A 22231-nucleotide genomic window follows, 5' to 3' on the forward strand; every position below is an offset into this window, starting at 1 on the left:
CGCCCCGAGACGCTGCCGGCGACGGTCTGGAGGCCCGGCTCGCGCCCGACACGCAGCCGCCTGTGACGAGACGCGGCCGGCTCCCGTGCCGCCGCGATCAGCAGCCGTCGCCGTCAGACGCCGAGCAGCCCGGTGAACTCGACGACGAGCAGCCCGCCGACGACGACCGCGGCGAGCCCGCCGACGATCAGGTAGGCCGACCCCAGCTCGTACCAGGCACGGCTCGAGGGGTAGCGCTTCGCGAAGGTCCGCGCGGTGACGGGACGGGGCTCCTCGGTGACCTGCACGCCCAGCACCTCGACGACCTGCTCGAGGCCGTCGTCGCCCCACACGTCCGCCCGGATCCGGAACAGGTGCGCGCCGGTCGCGTCGAACGCCACGAGTTCCCGCACGGTGCGGTCGACCGAGGAACCGTAGGTCGTCACGAGGGCCAGGCTGTGCACCCTGTCGCGGGGGACCCGGCGGTGGGGTGTCGCCACGCCGCGCACCGTCACCTCGTCGTCGTCGATGCCGATGTACGCCGAGCGCAACCGCGCGAAGACGACCCCGACGGCGACGGCGATCGCGACCACCAGGCCGGCGACCACGGCCCACGTCCGGAACGGGAACGAGACCCAGACGAGGGCGACCGCGAGCGGCACCGCAGAGAACACGATGCTCAGCGCGGTGGAGCGGACGAGGGACCGACGGGGTCGCAGGACGACCTCGAAGACACCGGCCCGCACGTGCGGAGTCGTGGGAACAGCCATGTCCCCCATGTGCGACTCCTCGTCCCGTGGGGTGCCCGGGCGCGCGGATCAGCACGCCCTCCGAGCGACGCCCCTGCCACTCGATGCACCGCGGCCAGCCCGTCCCGGAGCCGACCGCTCGGTCAGCATAGGGGACCGACGGGTGCGGGGGACAGCCCGTTCCACCCCGGTGCAGCGTTTCACGGCCAGCCGGAGGAGGACAGGGCACACGCTGGTCCGTCGAGTGGGGGACCGGACCAGCCCCGGTACGACGAAGGACCCGCACCGACCGGTGCGGGTCCTTCGTCGTGATGGCGGAGAATGGGGGATTCGAACCCCCGAGGGCTTGCACCCAACACGCTTTCCAAGCGTGCGCCATAGGCCACTAGGCGAATTCTCCTGACACCGTCTCGCGACGGCGACACCCAATGGTACAGGTTCTCCGCGGCGCTCACGACCGCGTGTCGTTCGGCCGGGTGCTCCCAGACGTCGTGCCGTGTCCGACGACTACCCTGGGCGTCGTGTCGACCCGTATCTACATCACGTCAGCAGAAGGGCACACGGGCAAGAGCACCGTCGCCCTCGGTGTCCTCGAGACCCTCGCTCGTTCCGTCGGTCGTGTCGGCGTGTTCCGGCCCGTCGCCCGTTCGGTCGTCGAACCCGACTACGTGCTCGAGCTCCTGCTGCAGCACACCGCCGTCGGGATCTCCTACGACGACGCGGTGGGGGTCACCTACGACGACGTCCACGCGGACCCCGAGGCTGCGCTCGGCACGATCCTCACCCGGTTCGCCCAGGTCGAGCGGCTGTGCGACGCCGTCGTCGTGCTCGGGTCGGACTACACCGACGTCGGCAGCCCCACGGAGTTGTCCTTCAACGCCAGGGTCGCCGCCAACCTCGGTGCCCCGGTGCTGCTCGTGCTCGGTGGACGCGACACCGCCGAGCGCGAGGCACGCACTCCCGAGGACATGGCCCAGGTCGCGGACGTCACGACGAGCGAGCTGCGGGCGGCACACGCGCAGCTGTTCGGCGTCGTGGTGAACCGCGCCGACCCCGACGCCCTGGCCGCCATCGTCGCGAGTGTCGAGCAGGCCGTGCACGACGACCACCCGGACGTGCCGGTGTGGGCGATCCCCGAGGACCGGGTGCTCGTGGCCCCCACGATCCGCGCGCTGCTGCAGGCCACCGACGCGACCCTGGTCCGCGGAGACGACGCCCTGCTCGATCGCGAGGCCCTCGGCACCGTCGTCGCCGGCATGAGCATGGAGAACGTCCTGCCCCGCCTGATCGAGGGCGGCATCGTCGTGGTCCCCGGCGACCGCAGCGACGTCCTCATCGCCACCCTGCTCGCGAACCAGTCCGAGACCTTCCCGAGCCTGGCGGGCGTGATCCTGAACGGCGGGTTCGAGATCTCGCCCCAGGTGTCGCGGCTGCTCGAGGGCCTGTCCAGTTCGCTGCCGATCGCCCACAACGACCTCGGCACCTACGACACCGCGCTCCGGATCACCCAGACCCGCGGGCGACTTGCGGCCGACTCGCCCCGCAAGGCCGACCTCGCGCTCGCCCTGTTCGAGCAGCACGTCGACGCCGACGCCCTGCGCAACCGGCTGCAGCTCGCCCCGTCCGGTGTCGTCACGCCGCTCATGTTCGAGCACGGGCTGCTCGACCGGGCCCGCAGCTACGGCAAGCGCATCGTCCTGCCCGAGGGCGAGGACGACCGCATCCTGCGTGCCGCGTCGACCCTGCTGCAGCGCCAGGTGTGCGAGCTCACGATCCTCGGTGACCCGGCGGCGATCCGCACGCGGGCGACCGAGCTCGGCCTCGACCTCGAGGCCGCGCAGCTCGTGTCCCCGTTCGACCCCGCGCTCCGCGAGCGCTTCGCCGAGGAGTACGCCAGGCTCCGCGCCCACAAGGGCATGTCGATCGAGCTCGCCCGCGACACCGTCACCGACGTCTCCTACTTCGGCACGATGATGGTGCAGCTCGGCCTGGCCGACGGCATGGTCTCGGGCGCGAAGCACACCACGGCGCACACCATCCGGCCGTCGTTCGAGATCATCAAGACCCGCCCGGACACCTCCGTCGTGTCGAGCGTGTTCCTGATGGCGCTCGCCGACCGCGTGCTCGTGTACGGCGACTGCGCGGTGATCCCGGACCCGACGAGCGAACAGCTCGCCGACATCGCGATCTCGTCCGCCGAGACCGCGACCCAGTTCGGCATCGACCCCCGCGTCGCGATGCTCAGCTACTCCACCGGCGACAGCGGTTCCGGCGCCGACGTGGACAAGGTGCGCGCCGGCACCGCGTTCGTCCGGGAGCGCCGACCCGACCTGCTCGTCGAGGGACCGATCCAGTACGACGCCGCCGCCGACCCCACGGTGGCGCACACGAAGATGCCGGACTCCCCGGTGGCCGGTCGGGCGACGGTCTTCATCTTCCCGGACCTCAACACCGGCAACAACACGTACAAGGCCGTGCAGCGCTCGGCCGGCGCCGTCGCGATCGGCCCGGTCCTGCAGGGCCTGCGCAAGCCGATCAACGACCTGTCCCGGGGTGCCCTCGTGGGCGACATCGTGAACACCGTCGCGATCACCGCGATCCAGGCCGGCACCGCGTCCGACGCACGCTGACCGCGCGACCCGCACCGCGCCTCCAGACCGGCCGACCAGGCCAAGAGCAGAAAGCGACACCACCGTGACCGCAGCCCTCGTCGTCAACTCCGGCTCGAGTTCGTTCAAGTACCAGCTCATCGAGCTCGAGGACGAACGGACGCTCGCCTCCGGGCTCGTGGAGCGCATCGGCGAGTCCGCCGGGGCGTGGAAGCACACGAACGCGCTGACGGGGGAGTCGTCGTCGAACGACGCCGCGTCCGTGCCCGACCACGCCGCCGGCTTCCAGGCGATGATCGACGCCTTCGCGAAGGTCGGCCCGTCGTTCGACGAGCACCCGCCCGCCGTCGTCGGTCACCGTGTCGTGCACGGCGGGACCACCTTCGACCGCGCCACGATCGTGACCGACGAGGTCGAGCAGCAGATCGAGGACCTGAACAGCCTCGCGCCGCTGCACAACCCCGCGAACCTCGAGGGGATCCGCGCCGCGAAGCAGGTGTTCTCGGACGTCCCGCACGTCGCCGTCTTCGACACCGCGTTCCACCAGACGATGCCGCCGCACGCCTACACCTACGCGATCCCCGCCGACCTGGCGGCCGAGTACGCGATCCGCCGGTACGGCATGCACGGCACGAGCCACAAGTACGTCTCGGAGCAGGCCGCGGTGTTCCTCGGCCGGCCGCTGTCCGAGCTCAAGACCATCGTCCTGCACCTCGGCAACGGGGCGTCGGCGGCCGCGATCGACGGCGGGAGGTCGATCGAGACCTCGATGGGGCTCACGCCGCTCGAGGGGCTCGTCATGGGCACCCGCTCCGGCGACCTCGACCCCGCCGTGCTCATCCACCTGCACCGCGAGGCCGGGCTGTCCTTCGACGAGCTCGACACCATGCTCAACAAGCAGTCCGGGCTGCTCGGGCTGACCGGCAACGGTGACATGCGGGACGTGCAGGACGCCGCCACCAAGGGTGACGAGCAGGCGGAGGCGGCGCTCGCCGTGTACCGCCACCGCATCCGCCGGTACGTCGGTGCCTACACGGCGCAGCTCGGCGGCCTCGACGCGGTCGTGTTCACCGCGGGGGTCGGCGAGAACAACGCGTTGCTGCGGCGGCGCGTGCTCGCGGGGCTCGAGCACCTGGGCATCGAGATCGACCCGGACCGCAACGAGCTGGCGTCGCGGGACGCACGCCGTATCTCGACGGACGCGTCACGGGTCGCAGTGCTCGTGATCCCGACGAACGAGGAGCTCGAGATCGCCCGGCAGTCGGCCGCGGTCGCGCTCTGAGGGGCGCGCCGCGCGCGGTGCAGCGCGCGCGGTGCAGCGCGCGCGGTGCAGGCTGCGCCTGCGACATCAGGTCAGGGCGTCCAGCGCCGCGGGGATCGGGGTGTCGCCGCTCGTGACCTCGAACTGCACGCCCACCGCCGCGTCGTCGAGCAGTGCGTGCAACACCACCGTCGCGACGTCGGCACGGGGGATCGAGCCGCGGGGGACCGTCCTGCCGACGTCCACGGTGCCCTGCGGGGGCGTGTCGATCAGACCCCCGGGGCGGACGATCGTCCACCGGAGACGGCGGGCACGCAGGTTCGCGTCCGCCTCGGCCTTCGCGCGCAGGTAGACCTGGAAGACGGCGGCGTCGTCACGCGCCGGCACGACCGCGAGCTCGCGGTCGTACGTGTCCGCCGCCATCGCCGAGATCATCACGTAGCGGTCGATGCCCGCGCGCTCGGCCGCGTCGGCCAGCAGGATCGCGCCGTCACGGTCGACCGTGAGCTTCCGCTCGGCGCCGCTGTCCGGGCCGGCGCCAGCGGCGAACACCACGGCGTCGACGCCGCGGAGGCGCAGCGCGAGGTCATCGCTGCCGAGCTGCTCCAGGTCTGCGACGACCGCACGGGCACCCTGCTGCTCGACGTCGGAGACGTGTGCGGGGTTACGGACGATGGCGACGGCGTCGTGGCCGGCGTCGGTGATCTGACGGGCGAGGAGGAGGGCGATCTGGCCGTGTCCTCCGGCGATGGCGATCTTCATGTGTCCGATCCTGCCCGTCGCATCCGGTAGACTTCTCGGCGGCTCCTCACGTGACGCCATCCAGGCCAACTCCCCCAGGGCGGAAACGCAGCAAGGGTAACCGGGCTCTGGCGGGTGCGTGAGGGGTCTTCTTCGTTGCAGGGGTCTTTTCGCTGCCGGGGTCGGTGCGCCTGCCGGCCCGACCATTCCCGGTGGCGGACCCCCCTTTCGGGGAGGTCCCGCGGTGCTTTCGGTCATCGCCTGCGGACACGAACCTGTTCATGTGTAAAGATCTTCCTCAGGAATCCCCAACCAGGATTTCGACCCTCCACCGCCTCACCAGCGGAGGAGTCCGAGGATCAGGTGGCGGGCGCGCCCGCCAGGAAAAGAGACACGCATGCGCAGGCACGCGTCGCTGCTCGGTACCCGGGTACCCACGGCAGCGTACGAATGGACATGACGGATCACCGGTGCCGGCGGACGAACTCGACGACGAGTATCGGACGACCGGCGTCTCCTCCTGCGCGGCGGCGTCGTCGCCACGGTGACGGCGCTCGTCGCCGCCACCGTGGCGATCCAACCCGCGGCGGCGGCGCCCGCCGACGTCGCCGAGGCCGAGGGGTTGCTGCTCAGCGGCTCGGGCATCGTCGACGTCGACGGCATCGCGCAGCTCGGCGGTGCGTACTCGGCACGCGGCGCGACCTCGGGTGGTGGCACCACGAACCAGCCGCTGAACCTCACGGCGCTCAACACGCTCGGGGTCAACCTCGGCAACGACGTCGACCTGCTCGGCCCGAACGGCATCCTCACCCTCGGTGTCGACGGCCAGTACGCCACGACCTCGGCCACCGGCGCGACGGCGTCCTCCGGCCTGCTCACGAACGACGGCGGCATCGGGGTCGGCACCGGCTCCGGCACCGGTGCGGCGACGCTGGACCTCAACCCGCTGTTCTCGCGCGTCGGCGCGGACACCACGGTGCTCGCGAACGCGCAGCTGCAGGTCGGCGCCCTCGCGTCCCGCATCCAGGCCACGCGCGGCACGACGGTCGAGACGACGACCGACTACCGGATCGCCGGCGCGAACCTGAACCTGACGAGCCCCGCCGTCGCCGGGCTCAGCACCTCGCTGCGGAACGACCTGCGCGCCCTGTCGAGCACGGTGAACGCCACCGTCGGCGCGGACGGCGCCCTGTCCGGCACGACGACCGCGCTGACCGGTGCGCTCCAGCGACTGCTCCGCTCGACGAGCCTCGGACTCGTCAACCTGAACGGCACGAACGTCACCGCCACCGTCGACCTGAACCTCGACGACACGCTGACCCGCGTGCTCCAGGACCCGCTGACCGACGGCGCGGTGACGATCACCCCGTCGACCGGTGCGATCACGGTCGACCTCGACCGGCTCACCACGCTGAACGACCAGCCGGCGAACACGTCGGTGCTGACCGAGGCCGCCGTGAGCTCGATCAACCGGAGCATCACGACGATCCTCGGCACGCAGCTGCCCACCGCGCTGCAGACCGCGGTCGTGAACACCATCAACTCCACCGACGTGCGCGTGGACGTCACGGCGAACGTCAACGCCGTCGGCCTCCCGCTCGCCGCGCTGGCGCTCCGGGCGGACACCACGCTCGGTGCCCTCGCCGGCACCTCGCCCGCCACCGCCACGGTGACCGCGACCGGCGGCCCCCTCGGCCTGAACGTCCTCGGCACGCTGCTCGCCCCGGCGGTCAACTCGATCGTGCTGCCCGCGCTGCAGACGATCGTGCGACCCCTCGTCACGGGCACCGCCCTGACGAACCTCGGCACGACGCTCACGGCGACGACCTCGGCCGCCTCCACGCTGCTCAGCCCGGTCGTGCTGCTGCTCCGCCAGATCGTGGACATCACCGTGAACGCGCAGGACAGCACCGGCTTCCGCGACCCCCGCGGGTACGACACCGGTTCACGGAGCGTGCACGCCCTGCGGCTCTCGGTCCTGCCCGGCGTGGACGCGGCCACCGTGGACCTCGCCACCTCGACCGTCCGTGCGACGGCCTTCACGGCACCGACCATCACGGCGCCCACGGCCGGCCAGCAGTTCAGCGTGCCGTCGGCGACCTCGACCCGCAGCATCGCCGTGAGCGGTGCCGGTGAGCCCGGCGCCACCATCGCCGTACGCCTGGGCGACGGCGTGACCGGTACCGCGACCGTCGCTGCCGACGGCACGTGGACGACGACCATCGCCGACGTCCCCACCGGCGAGTACACCGCGACCGCGACCCAGGCGGTCGGCGGCTCGGCGGCCGGCAGCGTGACGCAGGAGTTCTCCGTCGTCGCGCAGCGTCCGCTGACGATCACCACCCCGACGGCCGGTCAGACCTTCACCACCACGGGGGAGACCGCCCCGGTCACCCTGACGGGCACGTCGACGGCGAACGCACGGATCAGCGTCGACCTCGGTGGCGGCCTCACCGCGACCGGCGCGGCCGACGACGCCGGCGCCTGGAGCGTCACCGTCCCCGAGGTCCCGGTCGGCGAGCAGACGGCGAGCGTCACGCAGACCGTCGGTGACAGCACCTCGAGCCCCGTGACCCGCGACTTCCGGGTCGTGGCGGCGGCTGGGCTCACGGTGGACACCCCCACGGCGGACCAGGAATTCCCGGTCGCCGGTGACACGCGCTCCGTTCCCTTCTCGGGCAGCGCACAGCCCGGCTCCCGTGTCGACGTCGACCTGGGTGGCGGTCTCACCGCGACCACCGGCGCGAACGCCGACGGCACCTGGTCGACCAGCGTCACCGACGTCCCCGTCGGCGAGTACTCGGCGCAGGTGACCCAGACCGCCGGTGGCACGACGAGCACCCCGGTCACCCGTGACTTCACCGTGACGGCGGCACCCGCCCTCATGATCGACGAGCCCGCCGACGGCAGCACCATCACGGTCGCGGACGAGACCTCGACGACGCCCGTGACGGTGTCCGGCACGGCAGCCCCGGACGCCCGGGTCGCGGTCGGCATCGGCGGGTCTTTCACGGCCGTGGTCACCGCGGACGAGGACGGCGCCTGGACGACCACCTTCGCCGACGTCCCGGTCGGTGCGCGCACCGTCACGGCGCGGCAGACGGTCGACGGCACCACCTCGGGGCCGGTGTCCTCCGCGTTCACGGTGGCCGCGGGTGACGCGCTCGTGATCACCTCGCCCGAGGACGGCGACGTGGTCACGGTCCTCGACGCGGACACCACCACCGACCTCGACGTCGCCGGCAGTGCCGAGCCCGGTGCCGGGGTGCGCGTCTCGCTCGGCGAGGGCCTGAGCGCCACCACCACGGCGGACGACGACGGCATCTGGACGGTCACCGTCACCGACGTCCCGGTCGGCCGTCACACCATCACGGCGACGCAGACCGTCGGCGGGACCACCTCGCCGGCCGTCCGTCAGGTCGTCACGGTGCAGGCCGGCGCTCCGCTCGCGGTCACCGCTCCGGCGCAGGACGCCACCGTCACGGTCGCGACCGACGACTCCGAGGCCGACGTCACCGTGCGGGGTACCGCCCAGCCCGGTGCCCGCATCGAGGTCGTCCTGGACGACGGTGACGCGGTGTCCACCACGGTGAACCCGCAGGGCACCTGGTCGGTGGTCCTCGAGGGCATCGGCACCGGTGACCACACCGCGACGGTCACCCAGACCGTCGACGGCGCGACCTCGGCACCGGTCGAACGCGACTTCTCGGTCGAGGCCGGCGACGAGCTCGTCATCGAGGCCCCGACCGACGCGCAGGAGGTCCCGGCCGGCACCGGCGGACAGGCGAACGTCGTCGTCCGCGGCACCGCCGAACCGGGCGCGACCGTCGCCGTGACGATCGACGACGGCGACCCCGTCGAGGTCCTCGCCGACACGGCGGGCGACTGGGCGCTGCCGGCCACGCAGCTCGGCATCGGCGACCACAGCGTCGAGGCCGTGCAGACCGTGAACGGCACCGACGGCCCGGTCGTCACCCGGGACTTCACCGTGGTCCCCGGCAACGCCATCGTCATCGACACCCCGGCGAGCGGCGCACGCTTCGTCGTGGTCGACGGTGACGCCACCGCGACCGTCCGCATCACCGGCTCGGCCGAGCCCGGTGCCGACGTGACCGTCTCTGTCGGTCCCGGCACCCGGTTCACCACCACGGCCGACGCCGACGGGGAGTGGGCGGTCGACGCGACCGGACTCGCCCCGGCCGGCCTGTACACCGTGACCGCGAGCCAGGAGGTCGAGGACGTCGTCACGAGCGCCGTCCCGATCACCTTCGAGGTCGTCACCGCGAACGCGCTGACGATCACGGGCCCCGACACGGACTCGATCACCGTCGCCGGCCCGGACGTCGTCCGCGACGTCACGGTCACCGGCACCGGCCAGCCCGGTGCAACGGTCACAGCGACCCTCGCCGGGTCCGACGACCAGGAGACGACGGTCGGCGCCGGCGGCACGTGGTCGGTCACGTTCCCCGACCTCGGGGTTGACGAGCACCAGGTCGCGGTCACCCAGACCCTGCCCGGCACCGTCTCCGACCCGCGCACCTCCGACCCGGTCGAGCGCACGGTCACGATCGAGGCCGCCGAGGCGGTCACGATCACCGCACCGGGGACCGACGTGGTCCTCCTCGTGCCGGACGCCGACGCCACGCGCGACGTCGTCGTCACGGGCTCGGCCGAGCCGGGCGCACCGGTGACGGTGCGACTCGGCGACGACGAGGCGACCACCACCGTGGACGCGGACGGCGACTGGACGGTCACGTTCGGTGGGGTCGGTGTCGGCACCCCGACGCTCACCGCCAGCCAGACGGTCGGCGGGACCACCGCCTCCAGTCCGGACCAGACCGTCACGGTGCGGGCCGGAACCGCGCTCGCCATCGTGACCCCGGAGGACGGCGACGTCCTGACGGTCGCCGACACGTCCGGCACCGCCGACGTCGAGGTGACCGGTCGGGCGCAGCCCGACGCCCAGGTGACGGTCCGGCTCTCGACCGGCGAGACCGACACGGTGACCGCGGACGAGGACGGCCGGTGGGAGACCACCTTCCAGGACGTCCCGGTCGGTGACCACCGCGTCACCGCGACGCAGGTCGTCGGCGGGCAGACGTCGACGCCGGTGACGGCCGCCGTGTCGGTCCGTGCCGGAGCCCCGCTCGTCGTGACCACCCCGCGGGGTGCCACCACCGTCACGGTGGCGGACGACGACGCCACCACCGGGCTCGACTTCGCCGGCACCGGTGAGCCCGGCGCGACCGTCACGGTCGACCTCGGCGACGGCGGGACCGCCACGGCCACCGTGGACGAGGACGGCGACTGGGAGACGACGGTCGAGGACGTGCCGACCGGCTCGTTCACGGCCTCGGTGACACAGGCGATCAACGGCACCACCAGTGCAGCGGTCGAACGACCGGTGTCCGTGGTCGCCGCTGCCGACCTCACCATCCGTGAGCCCGGCGACGACCCGATCACGGTGGCCGACGGTGACGCGACGACGACCGTGACGGTCGCCGGTGACGCCCAGCCCGGCGCCACGGTGACGGTCACCGTGGACGACCGCGACCCCGTCGAGGTCACTGCCGGTGACGACGGCTCGTGGAGCGTCGGCGTGCCGGACCTCGGCGTCGGCGAGCACACCGTCGAGGTGACGCAGACCGTGGACGGCTCGACCTCGACGACCCCGGTCGAGACGGCGTTCGAGATCGAGGCGGGCGCGCCCGTCGTCATCACCGAGCCGACGGCCGACCAGGAGTACACGGTCGCCGACGGGGACGGCACGACGACGGTCGACGTCGCCGGGACCGCCGAGCCGGGCGCGACCATCGTGGTCGACCTGGGCGACGGAAGCACCGAGTCGACCACCGCGGACGACGACGGCGCGTGGAGCGTCTCGGTCCCCGGTGTGCCGGCCGGCACCACGACCGTCAGCGTCACGCAGCGCATCGACGACACCGAGTCGGCGCCGGTGACGGTGGACGTCCGCGTCCTCGTCGGCGACCCGATCACGATCGCCACCCCGGCGGACGGGACCACGATCCGTGTCGCCCAGCGCGACTCGGTCGCGACCCTCACCGCCGCGGGAGCCGCCGAGGCCGGTGCCGAGGTCCGTGTCACGATCGACGGGGGAGACCCCCGGACGGTGACCGCGACCGACGCGGGGACCTGGAGCGTGGACCTGCCGGACGTCATCGTCGGTGACCACACGATCCGGGCGACCCAGACGGTCGACGGCTCGACGTCCCCAGCGGTGCGCAGCACCTTCACCGTGGCACCCGGTGCCGCGCTGACGGTCACCGCCCCGGCGGACGACACCACGTTCACCGTTCCGAGCACCGACCCCACCGCGACGGTCCCGGTCGGCGGCGAGGGCCAGCCCGGCGCGACGGTCCGCGTCGTCCTCGACGACGCCGACCCGGTCGTGGTCCGTGTCGGCACCGACGGACGGTGGGAGAGCGCCCTCGTCGACGTGCCGGCGGGTGAGCACACGCTCGTCGTCACCCAGGTCGTGAACGGCACGACGTCCGATGCGATCGAGCGCGACGTGACCGTCGTGGTCGGCGCTGCGGACGCGATCGTCGTGACCGCCCCGGCTGACGGCGCCGACGTCCGGGTGCTCGGCGGTTCGACCGACGTCCGCGTGACCGGTACCTCGGCACCGAACGCCGCCGTCTCGGTCCGCATCGACGACGGCACCGCGGTCACCACGACCGCGGACGACGACGGTGCGTGGTCCGTGACGGTGCCGGACGTCGCCGAGGGATCCCACACGGTCACCGCCAGCCAGACGGTCGACGGCGCCACCACGGATGCACCCGAGGTCGGTTTCACGGTGACGGCGGCGGCGCCGGTCACGGTGACCAGCCCGACCGACGGTCAGGCGTTCCCGACCACCGGTTCGACGACGTCGATCCCGGTGAGCGGCACGGCCGAGCCCGGTGCCACGATCGCGGTCGCCATCGACGGCCGCACCGCCAGCACGACCGCCGGCGACGACGGTTCGTGGACGGTCACGGTGAGCGGAGTCCCGGTCGGCGACCACACGGTGTCGGTGACGCAGACGGTCGGCGGTCGGACCTCCGACCCGGTGACCACCGACGTGACGGTCATCGCCGTGCAGGCGACGGACATCGTGATCACGAGCCCCGAACCCGGTCAGCTCATCCCCGCGGACGGCTTCAGCGACACTGGTTCGTTCGCGGTGACGGGTCAGGCCGCCCCGGGCGCGGCGGTGACGGTGACCCTGTCCACCGGACAGGTCCGCACCACCACGGCCGACGCCGAGGGTGCCTGGAACGTCAGCTTCGCGCAGGTGCCCGAGGGGGAGTGGACGATCCGTGCCACCCAGTCCGTGGACGGCACGACGGCGGCGGCCCCCGAGGTGTCGATCGTGGTCGACGCGGTCGAGCCGCTCGCCGTCACCTCGCCCACCCCGGGCGAGCGGCACGCCGCGGACGAGGACGGTGACCACGACCTGATGGTGACGGGCACCGCCGAGCCGGGAGCGACGGTCACCGTGCAGCCGATGGGCCGCGACGCGGTCACGACGACGGTGGCGGAATCGGGCGAGTGGTGGGCCATGGCCGAGCTGCCGGTCGGCGTGCACATGCTGCGCGTGACCCAGACGATCGGCGGAGCAACCTCGCAGGCGCAGATGGTCCGCGTCATGGTCGAGGACCCAGCGGTCGACCCGGAGGACCCGGAGGAGCCCGGCACCCCGGGCACCCCCGGTACCCCGGGGTCGCCCGGTACGCCCGGTACGCCCGGTACGCCCGGTACGCCCGGTACGCCCGGTACCCCCGGTCTGCCGGGCACGCCCGGAACGCCAGGCACGCCGGGGACCGGCAACGGCACCGGGACGGGCACCGGCAACGGTGGCGGCACGGGCACGGGCACGGGCACCGGCACGGGCTCCGGCTCCCGCATCGGTGCAGGTGGCCTCGCCTACACCGGCGCGGAGGTCGCACCGCTCGCCGGCACGGCCGCCGGGATCGTGCTCCTCGGATTCCTGCTGCTGGGGCTCTCCCGCCTCGCAGGCGGGCTCCGTCGCCGCACCCGCGGCTGAGTCAGCACCGCGTCACACACCGCGTCTCTCGTCCGTCGTCAGCACGGACGGGAGGCGCGGTGTCGTGTGCGCACTCGGCCCGCCCCGCCAGGTGGTCCGGCCCGGCAGGAGGACCTGTGGACGGCCACGCGGGTTGTCGGCCGTGACGGCTACCCTTGTCGCGTGGTCACCGCCCTGTATCGCCGTTACCGGCCCGAGAACTTCGCCGAGCTGATCGGGCAGTCGCAGGTCACCGACCCGCTCCGCACGGCGCTCCGCACCAACCGCGTCAACCACGCCTACCTCTTCAGCGGCCCGCGCGGCTGCGGCAAGACGACGTCGGCCCGCATCCTCGCGCGCTGCCTGAACTGTGCCGAAGGCCCGACCGACACCCCGTGTGGCGTCTGCCCGAGCTGCGTCGAACTCGCCCGCGACGGCAGCGGATCGCTCGACGTCATCGAGATCGATGCCGCCAGCCACAACGGCGTCGACGACGCCCGTGACCTCCGCGATCGTGCGGTGTTCGCCCCGGCGCGCGACCGCTACAAGATCTTCATCCTGGACGAGGCGCACATGGTGACGCCGCAGGGGTTCAACGCGCTGCTCAAGCTGGTGGAGGAACCGCCGGAGCACGTCAAGTTCATCTTCGCGACGACCGAGCCCGAGAAGGTCATCGGCACCATCCGGTCGCGCACCCACCACTACCCGTTCCGGCTCGTCCCGCCCGCGGTGATGCTCGAGTACGTCGAGCAGCTGTGCACGCAGGAGTCCGTGTCCGTCGCGCCCGGTGTGCTGCCCCTGGTCGTGCGTGCCGGAGGCGGATCCGTCCGAGACACCCTGTCCCTGCTCGACCAGCTGATGGCCGGCAGCGAGGACGGCGCCATCGCCTACGAGCGAGCCGTCGCCCTGCTCGGCTACACCGATGCAGCCCTGCTCGACGACGTCGTCGACGCCCTGGCCGTCGCCGACCCGGCATCCGCGTTCGCCGCGATCGACCGCGTCGTGCAGACCGGGCAGGACCCCCGCCGGTTCGTCGAGGACCTGCTCGAGCGCCTGCGCGACCTGATCGTCGTCGCGGCGACGAACGAGAGCGCCGCCGCCGTCCTGCGCGGGGTCTCGCCGGACGAGCTCGACACGATGAGCCGCCAGGCCGGGGTCTTCGGTGCGACCGGGCTCTCCCGTTCGGCGGACATCGCGAACCGTGCCCTCACCGAGATGACCGGTGCGACCTCGCCCCGGTTGCACCTCGAACTCATGACCGCCCGCATGCTCGTGCCCGAGGCCGACGACACCCAGCGCGGTGCGCTCGCCCGGGTCGAACGGCTCGAACGGCGCGTCGGTGTCGGCGACGCCGGCGGGCACCAAGCCGGTGCCGGGGAGCAGTCCGCTCCCGCCGCTGCTGCACCCCGTCGTGAGCAGCCGGCTGCCGCGGCTGCCGCGGCTCCCGCAGCTCCCGCAGCTCCTGCTCCGTCCCTCGCCCCGACGCCCACTCCGGCAGCGGCTCGCACGACGACGCCCGAGCGTCCCGTCGAGCAGCCCGCCGCGCCGCAGGCCGACTCCGGAGCCGTGGCTCGCGATGCCGCAGCGTCGTGGGCAGCGGTCGCTCCGAGTGCTCCCGCGCCGACCTCGGCCGAGGCCTCGAAGCCCGAGTCCTCGAATCCCGAGGCCTCGAAACCCGCGGCCGAGCCGGTCAGTCCGTCGTCCACCGGTCAGGGCACGACGATCGGTGACGAGCCCGCCGTCCGGACCGTCGGTGCCGTCGGCTTCCAGCAGATGCGCGACTCCTGGCCGCAGGTCGTCGAGCACGTGCAGCACGCGAAGCGCTCGGCATGGTCGGTCGTCGTCACCGCGCAGGTCACCGCGCTCCGTGACGACGTGCTGACGCTGACGTTCCCGAGCCAGCAGGACGTCGCCTCGTTCAAGGAGATGTCCGATCCGTCGGCCAGCGTCAGCGAACTGCTGCGCGCGGCGATCGTGGACGTGCTGGGCCTCCGCGTGAAGTTCGTCGCGCGCGGGCCGGGGCAGCAGCGGCAGCAGCAGTCTGCTCCGACACAGCAGACCGCACCGACCCAGCGTCCGACCCCGGCTGCCCAGGCGCCCGCTCCGCAGGCCCCCGCTGCCGCCGTGGCAGAGTCCCCGGCACCGGAGTCCGCTGCGGCCCCCACGCCGGCGGCTGCTCCTGGCACGGAGCCGAAGGCTGCGTCCTCCGCAGCGCCGGAGTCGAAGGCAGCGCCGGAGCCGAAGGCAGCGCCGGAGCCGAAGGCAGCGCCGGAGCCGAAGGCAGCGCCGGCTGCGTCCGCGCCGCAGCGCGACCGGGCACCGGCCGATTCGACCCCCGCCCCCTCGGGTGTGCCGGTGACGGACTGGGCCGTCGCGACCATCCCCGCCAGCGACCCCACCGCCGACGCCCTCCCGGAGTCCGTCGAGCCCAGCTGGGCAGCGCCGTTCGGCACCGTGCCGGCGTCCGCGCCGGTCGCCCCTGCCGAGACCACCACGGCGCAGCCGGAGCCGACACCGTCCGCCGCACCGACACGACCGACCGGTGTCACGGCTGGGCAGCCCGACCAGCCGACCACCCCTGGTTCGCAGGCGGCGCCCGAAGCGGCAGACGTGCCTCCCGGCGGTCCCGTCGTGCCGGGCATGCCGGTCGACGACTACCCACTCGACGACGAACCGTACGACGACGGCGCCCCGTTCCCCGACCCGGGGATCGGTCGTGGCTCGGCGCTCGCAGCCGGCGCGCCCGCAGCCGCGGCGTCGGGAGGCCCGGCGCAGCAGGCCGCACCGCAGCGCGCGGCCCAGCCAGCCGCCGCTCCTCCGCGGACGGCTCCGCCCGCCCGTCGTGCCCCGGTGGCTGGTCGCTACGGCGAGGCCGTCGTGCGTGAGATCCTCAACGCCCAGTTCATCGAGGAGACCGCTCTCCACCAGGAAGGCGCCTGATGTACGACGGCATCGTCCAGGACCTCATCGACGAGTTCGGCCGCCTGCCCGGCATCGGACCGAAGTCGGCGCAGCGCATCGCGTTCCACATCCTGCAGACCGAGTCCTTCGACCCGACGCGGCTGTCCGAACTGCTCGCCGACGTCAAGGAGCGCGTGCGCTTCTGCGAGGTGTGTGGCAACGTCACCGAGAACGTCCAGTGCAGCATCTGCCGCGACCCGCGCCGCTCGCCGGCCACGATCTGCGTGGTGGAAGAGGCGAAGGACGTCGCGGCGATCGAGCGCACCCGGGAGTTCCGCGGGCTGTACCACGTGCTCGGCGGCGCGATCAGCCCGATCGACGGTATCGGCCCTGACGACCTGCGGATCCAGCAGCTCATGACCCGCCTGGCCGACGGCACGGTGGACGAGATCATCATCGCGACCGACCCGAACCTCGAGGGCGAGGCGACGGCGACCTACCTCAGCCGTCTGCTCGTCCCGATGGGCATCCGGACGACGCGACTCGCCTCGGGCCTGCCCGTCGGCGGCGACCTGGAGTACGCCGACGAGGTCACGCTCGGCCGTGCCTTCGAGGGACGGCGTGTGGTCGGCGGCTGAGCACCGCGCAGGATCCTTGCGTCCGGGCAGCCCGCACGCAACATCCCCGAAACACCGACTACCATTGTGAGACCGCGTGACCTCGCGGTGTCGCCGTCCCCGGGAGTACCAGCCAGTGGCCTTGATCGTGCAGAAGTTCGGTGGTTCATCCGTCGCGGACGCCGAGAGCATCAAGCGCGTGGCGAAGCGGATCGTCGAGACGAAGAAGGCCGGCAACGACGTCGTCGTGGCGGTCTCGGCGATGGGTGACACGACCGACGAACTGGTCGACCTGGCGCACTCGGTCACCCCCATCCCCGCCGGTCGCGAGCTCGACATGCTCCTCACAGCGGGGGAGCGCATCTCGATGGCCCTGCTCGCGATGGCGATCAAGAGCCTCGGGGTCGAAGCCTCGTCGTACACCGGCAGCCAGGCCGGCATGCTCACCGACGCCCAGCACGGCAAGGCCCGCATCGTCGACGTCACCCCGAAGCGTGTGCGCGAGGCGCTCGACTCCGGTCACGTCGCCATCGTCGCCGGGTTCCAGGGCTTCAACCGCACGACTGGTGAGATCACCACGCTCGGCCGCGGCGGTTCGGACACCACCGCGGTCGCGCTGGCGGCGGCGCTCGACGCCGACATCTGCGAGATCTACACCGACGTCGACGGCATCTTCACCGCCGACCCCCGTGTCGTGCCGAAGGCTCGCAAGGTCGACCGCATCACGAGCGAGGAGATGCTCGAGCTCGCGGCATCCGGTGCCAAGGTCCTGTACATCCGTGCCGTCGAGTACGCCCGTCGGCACGGCGTCACCCTGCACGTCCGGTCCTCGTTCAACAACAACGAGGGCACCATCGTCTACAACCCTGCAGAGGGGGAAACCGTGGAAGAACCGATCATCACCGGCATCGCCGGAGACCTCTCCGAGGGCAAGATCACCGTCGTGGGTGTCCCGGACCAGCCGGGCAAGGCTGCCGAGATCTTCACCAACGTCGCCCGCGCCGGAGCGAACATCGACATGATCGTCCAGAACGTGTCGGCGGCGTCGACCGGTCGGACGGACATCTCGTTCACGCTGCCGAAGGACCAGGGGCAGACCGTGCTGACGGCGCTCGAGGTCGCGAAGGCCGACATCGGCTACGAGAGCATCCAGTACGACGACCAGATCGGCAAGCTCGCCCTGGTCGGCGCCGGCATGCGCACGAACGCCGGCGTCTCGGCGCGGCTCTTCCGCGCTCTGCACGACGCGTCGATCAACATCGAGATGATCTCCACCTCGGAGATCCGCATCTCGGTCGTCACCCGCGCCGACACCCTCAACGAGGCGATGCGGGTCGTGCACAGCGCGTTCGACCTCGACACCGATGCCGAGGCCGTCGTCTACGCCGGCACCGGCCGTTGACCTGCCGAACCACGCTGACCCGCCGACCGATCAGGAGCACCGCATGAGCACCCTCACCGTCGCAGTCGTCGGCGCCACCGGCCAGGTCGGCGCCGTGATGCGCCGCCTGCTCGAGGAGCGCGCGTTCCCGGCCGACCGCGTCCGCTTCTTCGCGAGCGCCCGGTCCGCGGGCACGACGTTGCCGTTCCGCGGCGAGCAGATCGTGGTCGAGGACAGCGAGCTCGCCGACCCGTCCGGCATCGACATCGCGCTGTTCTCCGCCGGTGCCACCGCGTCACGCGCACTCGCGCCGAAGTTCGCCGCAGCCGGTGCGCTCGTCGTCGACAACTCCAGCGCCTGGCGCATGGACCCCGAGGTGCCGCTCGTCGTGAGCGAGGTGAACCCGCACGCCATCGACCAGGCGCCGAAGGGGATCATCGCGAACCCGAACTGCACCACGATGGCGATCATGCCGGTGCTCAAGGTGCTCGACGCCGAGGCCGGGCTCCGTCGCCTCGTCGCGACCACCTACCAGGCAGTGTCGGGCTCCGGCCTCGCCGGGGTCGAGGAACTGCTGGGCCAGGCCAAGGCAGCGCTCGAGCAGGACACCGCCGCGCTCACGCACGACGGTTCCGCCGTGACGTTCCCGGAGCCGGTCAAGTACGTCCGCCCGATCGCCTTCGACGTCGTGCCGCTCGCCGGCAGCATCGTGGAGGACGGCCTGGGCGAGACCGACGAGGAGAAGAAGCTCCGCAACGAGAGCCGGAAGATCCTCGAGCTGCCCGACCTGCTCGTCGCCGGGACCTGCGTGCGTGTTCCCGTCTTCACCGGACACTCGATCTCGGTGCACGCCGAGTTCGAGCGGCCGCTGTCGCCCGAGCGCGCGACCGAGATCCTGTCGACCGCTCCCGGTGTGGAGCTCTCCGACGTCCCGACGCCGCTGCAGGCCGCAGGGCAGGACCCGGCGTTCGTCGGTCGCATCCGTGCTGACCAGTCCGCGCCCGAGGGCCGCGGTGTCGTGCTGTTCGTGAGCAACGACAACCTCCGCAAGGGCGCCGCACTCAACGCGGTGCAGATCGCCGAGGCGATCATCGCGCGCCGCACCGTGGCCGCGTAGCGGCACCAGCGCGAGCAGCAGACGGACGGGAGGCCCGTGGCGGGACCGTGACGGGCCTCCCGTCCGGTTGCGCTCGTCCACAGCACGAGCGCCCGCCGCGTGCTCGCCACCGCCCGCCCCGACCGGGCTGTCGGCGGACGCCGGTAGGATCGCAGGGTGGCAGAGAAGCAGGTGGACCCCATCGACGTCGTCCTCATCGGCGGAGGCATCATGAGTGCCACCCTCGGCGCGATCATCCACCGGCTCGAACCCACCTGGAAGATCCGCGTGTACGAGCGCCTGGGCACCGTCGCGCAGGAATCGTCGAACCCGTGGAACAACGCGGGCACGGGGCACTCTGCGCTCTGCGAGCTGAACTACACGCCCGAGCTCCCGGACGGCCGCGTCGACATCGCCAAGGCCGTGACGGTGAACGAGCAGTTCCAGGTCTCCCGGCAGTTCTGGGCACACCTCGTCGAGATCGGCGTGCTGCCGGAGCCGTCGAACTTCATCAACCCGACGCCGCACATCTCCTTCGTCTGGGGCGAGGCGAACGTCGCCTACATGCGCGCCCGGTACGAGGCGATGCGCGACCACCCGCTCTTCGCCGGCATCGAGTTCTCCGACGACCCGGCCCAGATCCGCCAGTGGGCACCCGCGCTCATCCCCGGCCGCAAGAAGGACCAGCCGATCGCTGCGACCTACTCGGCCGCCGGCTCGGACGTCGACTTCGGCTCGCTGACCCGGCAGCTCTTCGACCAGCTCGAGATCGACGGCGTCGAGTTCGAGCCCTCGCACCAGGTCACCAACCTGACGCGGTCGAACGTGTCCGAGGGCTGGGTCCTCAACGTCCGCAACGAGATCGGCCGGTCCACGCAGCGGATCGCTGCGAAGTTCGTCTTCGTCGGTGCCGGCGGTGGGGCGCTGCACCTGCTGCAGAAGTCCGGCATCCCTGAGATCCGCGGCTACGGCGGCTTCCCGGTGTCGGGCGAGTTCCTGCGCACCGACGACCCCGAGGTGGTCCAGAAGCACTCCGCCAAGGTCTACGGCAAGGCGAGCGTCGGTGCCCCGCCGATGTCGGTGCCGCACCTGGACACCCGCATCGTCGACGGTGGCGCCTCGCTGATGTTCGGCCCCTACGCCGGCTTCAGCCCGAAGTTCCTGAAGCAGGGCTCGGTCCTCGACCTCTTCCGCTCGATCCGGCCGCACAACCTCCGCCCGATGCTGAGCGTCGCGTTCTCGAACTTCGATCTCGTCCGGTACCTGGTCGGGCAGCTCCTCGCATCGAAGCGCACCAAGTTCGAGGCGCTCCGTGACTTCATGCCGAGCGCCCAGCCCGAGAACTGGCACCGCATCACCGCCGGTCAGCGGGTCCAGGTGATCAAGCCCGACAAGGACAAGGGCGGCGTGCTGCAGTTCGGCACCGAGGTCATCACGGCAGCCGACGGCTCCATCGCCGGGCTGCTCGGGGCGTCCCCGGGGGCGTCGACCGCAGTGCCGATCATGCTCAGCCTGCTGCGGAAGTGCTTCCCGGATCGCTGGGACGGCTGGCAGGACGACGTCCGTGCGATGGTCCCGACGTACGGGCAGGAGCTCGGCGGCGACGCTGCGCTGGCCGACGCGACGCTCGAGCGCACGGCGAAGGTGCTCGGCCTGCACCACTGATCCCTCCCGCTTGCGGTGGATTCGAACATGTGTTCGAATGACTGCATGCGGTGGAGTGGACAGGCTATCGATGCCGAGCAGAGCGACGCACTGCCCGGGATGGAGTCGAACAGCGGCTTCGTCCGGAGTGTGACGACACCGGAGTTCGCGGGCGTGACCTTCCACGAGGTCCTGGCGAAGAGCGCCCTCAACCGGGTGCCGAGTGCGGACGGCTCCGGCACCTACGGCTGGACGATCAACCCGTACCGCGGCTGCAGCCATGCGTGCGTGTACTGCTTCGCCCGTCCGACGCACACGTACCTGGAGTTCGACGGCGGCGCCGACTTCGACCAGCAGATCGTGGTGAAGACGAACGTTGCGGACGTGTTGCGGCGCGAGCTGGGCAAGCCCACGTGGGACCGCCACCCGGTCGCGCTCGGCACGAACACCGATCCGTACCAGCGGGCCGAGGGGCGCTACCGGCTCATGCCCGGCGTGATCGAGGCGCTGGCGGAGTCACGCACTCCGTTCAGCATCCTGACGAAGGGCACGCTCCTGCGTCGCGACCTGCCCCGCCTGGTCGAGGCGGCGAAGGTCGTCCCGGTCGACCTCGCGATGTCGATCGCGGTGTACGACGACACCCTGCAGCAGTCGGTCGAGTCCGGCACGCCGACGACGGCCGCGCGGCTCGCGACGGTGCGGGCGATCCGTGACGCCGGGCTCGACTGCGCGGTGTTCCTGATGCCCGTGCTGCCGTACATCACCGACACTCGGGCGCACCTCGACGACGCGATCGGGCGCGCCACGGCTGCCGGGGCGACGAGCATCATGTACTCGGCGCTGCACCTCCGGCCGGGCGTGAAGCCCTGGTGGTTCGAGTGGCTCGACCGTGAGCGACCGGACCTGGTCCAGCGCTACCGGTCGATGTACCTCGACAACACCTTCGCTCCGAAGGACTACCGTCGGTGGTTGTCCGAGCGGATCCGCCCGATCCTGGCCGCGCACGGGATCGGCCTCGGGCGGGTGGACCCGGCGACCGGGTCGATGGGGTTCTCGGACCCCGCGCCGGTGCCCCAGGAGCAGTCGGTGCCGATGGTGTCGCCGCTCAAGCGCGCCGATCCGGGCTTCGACCGCCGGCTCCTCCGTCCGGTCGCGGCGCAGACGCTGTTCTGAGTACCAGCTGGCCCACCCCTTCCGTGGGTCCACGTTCGGGGGACAGCA

11 protein-coding genes, 1 tRNA gene and 1 other RNA gene are annotated in these 22231 nt (G+C 72.1%); 10 read left to right on the forward strand and 3 right to left on the reverse strand.

Going from position 1 to position 22231, the window contains the following annotated elements; translation table 11 throughout:
* Positions 1-113: 113 nt before the first annotated feature.
* Both ITJ56_RS03835 and ITJ56_RS03840 read right to left on the reverse strand, forming a co-directional pair.
* Entirely contained in the window at positions 114-758 is a 645-nt protein-coding gene (locus ITJ56_RS03835) for a hypothetical protein (protein WP_194627813.1), read from the reverse strand.
* A 282-nt stretch (positions 759-1040) separates the two neighbouring features.
* Positions 1041-1128, reverse strand: a tRNA-Ser gene (locus ITJ56_RS03840).
* 121 nt (positions 1129-1249) lie between these two features.
* Here ITJ56_RS03840 and pta point away from each other — a divergent pair.
* A complete protein-coding gene (gene pta / locus ITJ56_RS03845; protein ID WP_194627815.1) occupies positions 1250-3358 on the forward strand; it encodes a phosphate acetyltransferase in 2109 nt (702 codons plus the stop codon).
* 64 nt (positions 3359-3422) lie between these two features.
* The gene (locus tag ITJ56_RS03850; protein WP_194627817.1) at positions 3423-4619 is read left to right on the forward strand and encodes an acetate/propionate family kinase; all 1197 of its coding nucleotides are present in this window, start codon (positions 3423-3425) and stop codon (positions 4617-4619) included.
* 66 nt (positions 4620-4685) lie between these two features.
* Here ITJ56_RS03850 and ITJ56_RS03855 read toward each other — a convergent pair whose 3' ends face one another.
* The gene (locus ITJ56_RS03855; RefSeq protein ID WP_194627819.1) at positions 4686-5360 is read right to left on the reverse strand and encodes an SDR family oxidoreductase; all 675 of its coding nucleotides are present in this window, start codon (positions 5358-5360) and stop codon (positions 4686-4688) included.
* Between the two features lie 37 nt (positions 5361-5397).
* Here ITJ56_RS03855 and ffs point away from each other — a divergent pair.
* The 8 genes from ffs (at position 5398) to ITJ56_RS03895 (ending at position 22183) form a co-directional block, all read left to right on the forward strand.
* Positions 5398-5494, forward strand: an RNA gene (gene ffs / locus ITJ56_RS03860) — signal recognition particle sRNA small type.
* 389 nt (positions 5495-5883) lie between these two features.
* The gene (locus tag ITJ56_RS03865) at positions 5884-13392 is read left to right on the forward strand and encodes a choice-of-anchor G family protein (protein WP_194627821.1); all 7509 of its coding nucleotides are present in this window, start codon (positions 5884-5886) and stop codon (positions 13390-13392) included.
* Positions 13393-13554: 162 nt separating this feature from the next.
* A complete protein-coding gene (locus tag ITJ56_RS03870) occupies positions 13555-16311 on the forward strand; it encodes a DNA polymerase III subunit gamma and tau (protein ID WP_194627822.1) in 2757 nt (918 codons plus the stop codon).
* On the forward strand, positions 16311-16910 hold the full coding sequence (gene recR, locus ITJ56_RS03875) for a recombination mediator RecR (RefSeq protein WP_194627824.1): 600 nt from the start codon (positions 16311-16313) through the stop codon (positions 16908-16910). The genes ITJ56_RS03870 and recR overlap by 1 nt, the downstream gene beginning before the upstream one ends.
* 115 nt (positions 16911-17025) lie before the next feature.
* Positions 17026-18291 carry an aspartate kinase gene (locus tag ITJ56_RS03880; protein WP_194628190.1) on the forward strand — a complete coding sequence of 422 codons (1266 nt, stop codon included), beginning with the start codon at positions 17026-17028 and terminating at the stop codon, positions 18289-18291.
* A 43-nt stretch (positions 18292-18334) separates the two neighbouring features.
* Positions 18335-19387 (forward strand): aspartate-semialdehyde dehydrogenase, encoded by a 1053-nt coding sequence (locus ITJ56_RS03885; RefSeq protein WP_194627834.1) that lies wholly within the window; start codon positions 18335-18337, stop codon positions 19385-19387.
* Between the two features lie 156 nt (positions 19388-19543).
* Positions 19544-21031, forward strand: coding sequence for a malate:quinone oxidoreductase (locus ITJ56_RS03890; RefSeq protein ID WP_194627836.1), 1488 nt, complete (start codon positions 19544-19546; stop codon positions 21029-21031).
* Between the two features lie 45 nt (positions 21032-21076).
* A complete protein-coding gene (locus ITJ56_RS03895) occupies positions 21077-22183 on the forward strand; it encodes an Rv2578c family radical SAM protein (protein ID WP_194627838.1) in 1107 nt (368 codons plus the stop codon).
* Positions 22184-22231 lie beyond the last annotated feature (48 nt).

It is taken from the genome of Curtobacterium sp. VKM Ac-1376 (assembly GCF_015351025.1).
GTDB lineage: Bacteria > Actinomycetota > Actinomycetes > Actinomycetales > Microbacteriaceae > Curtobacterium.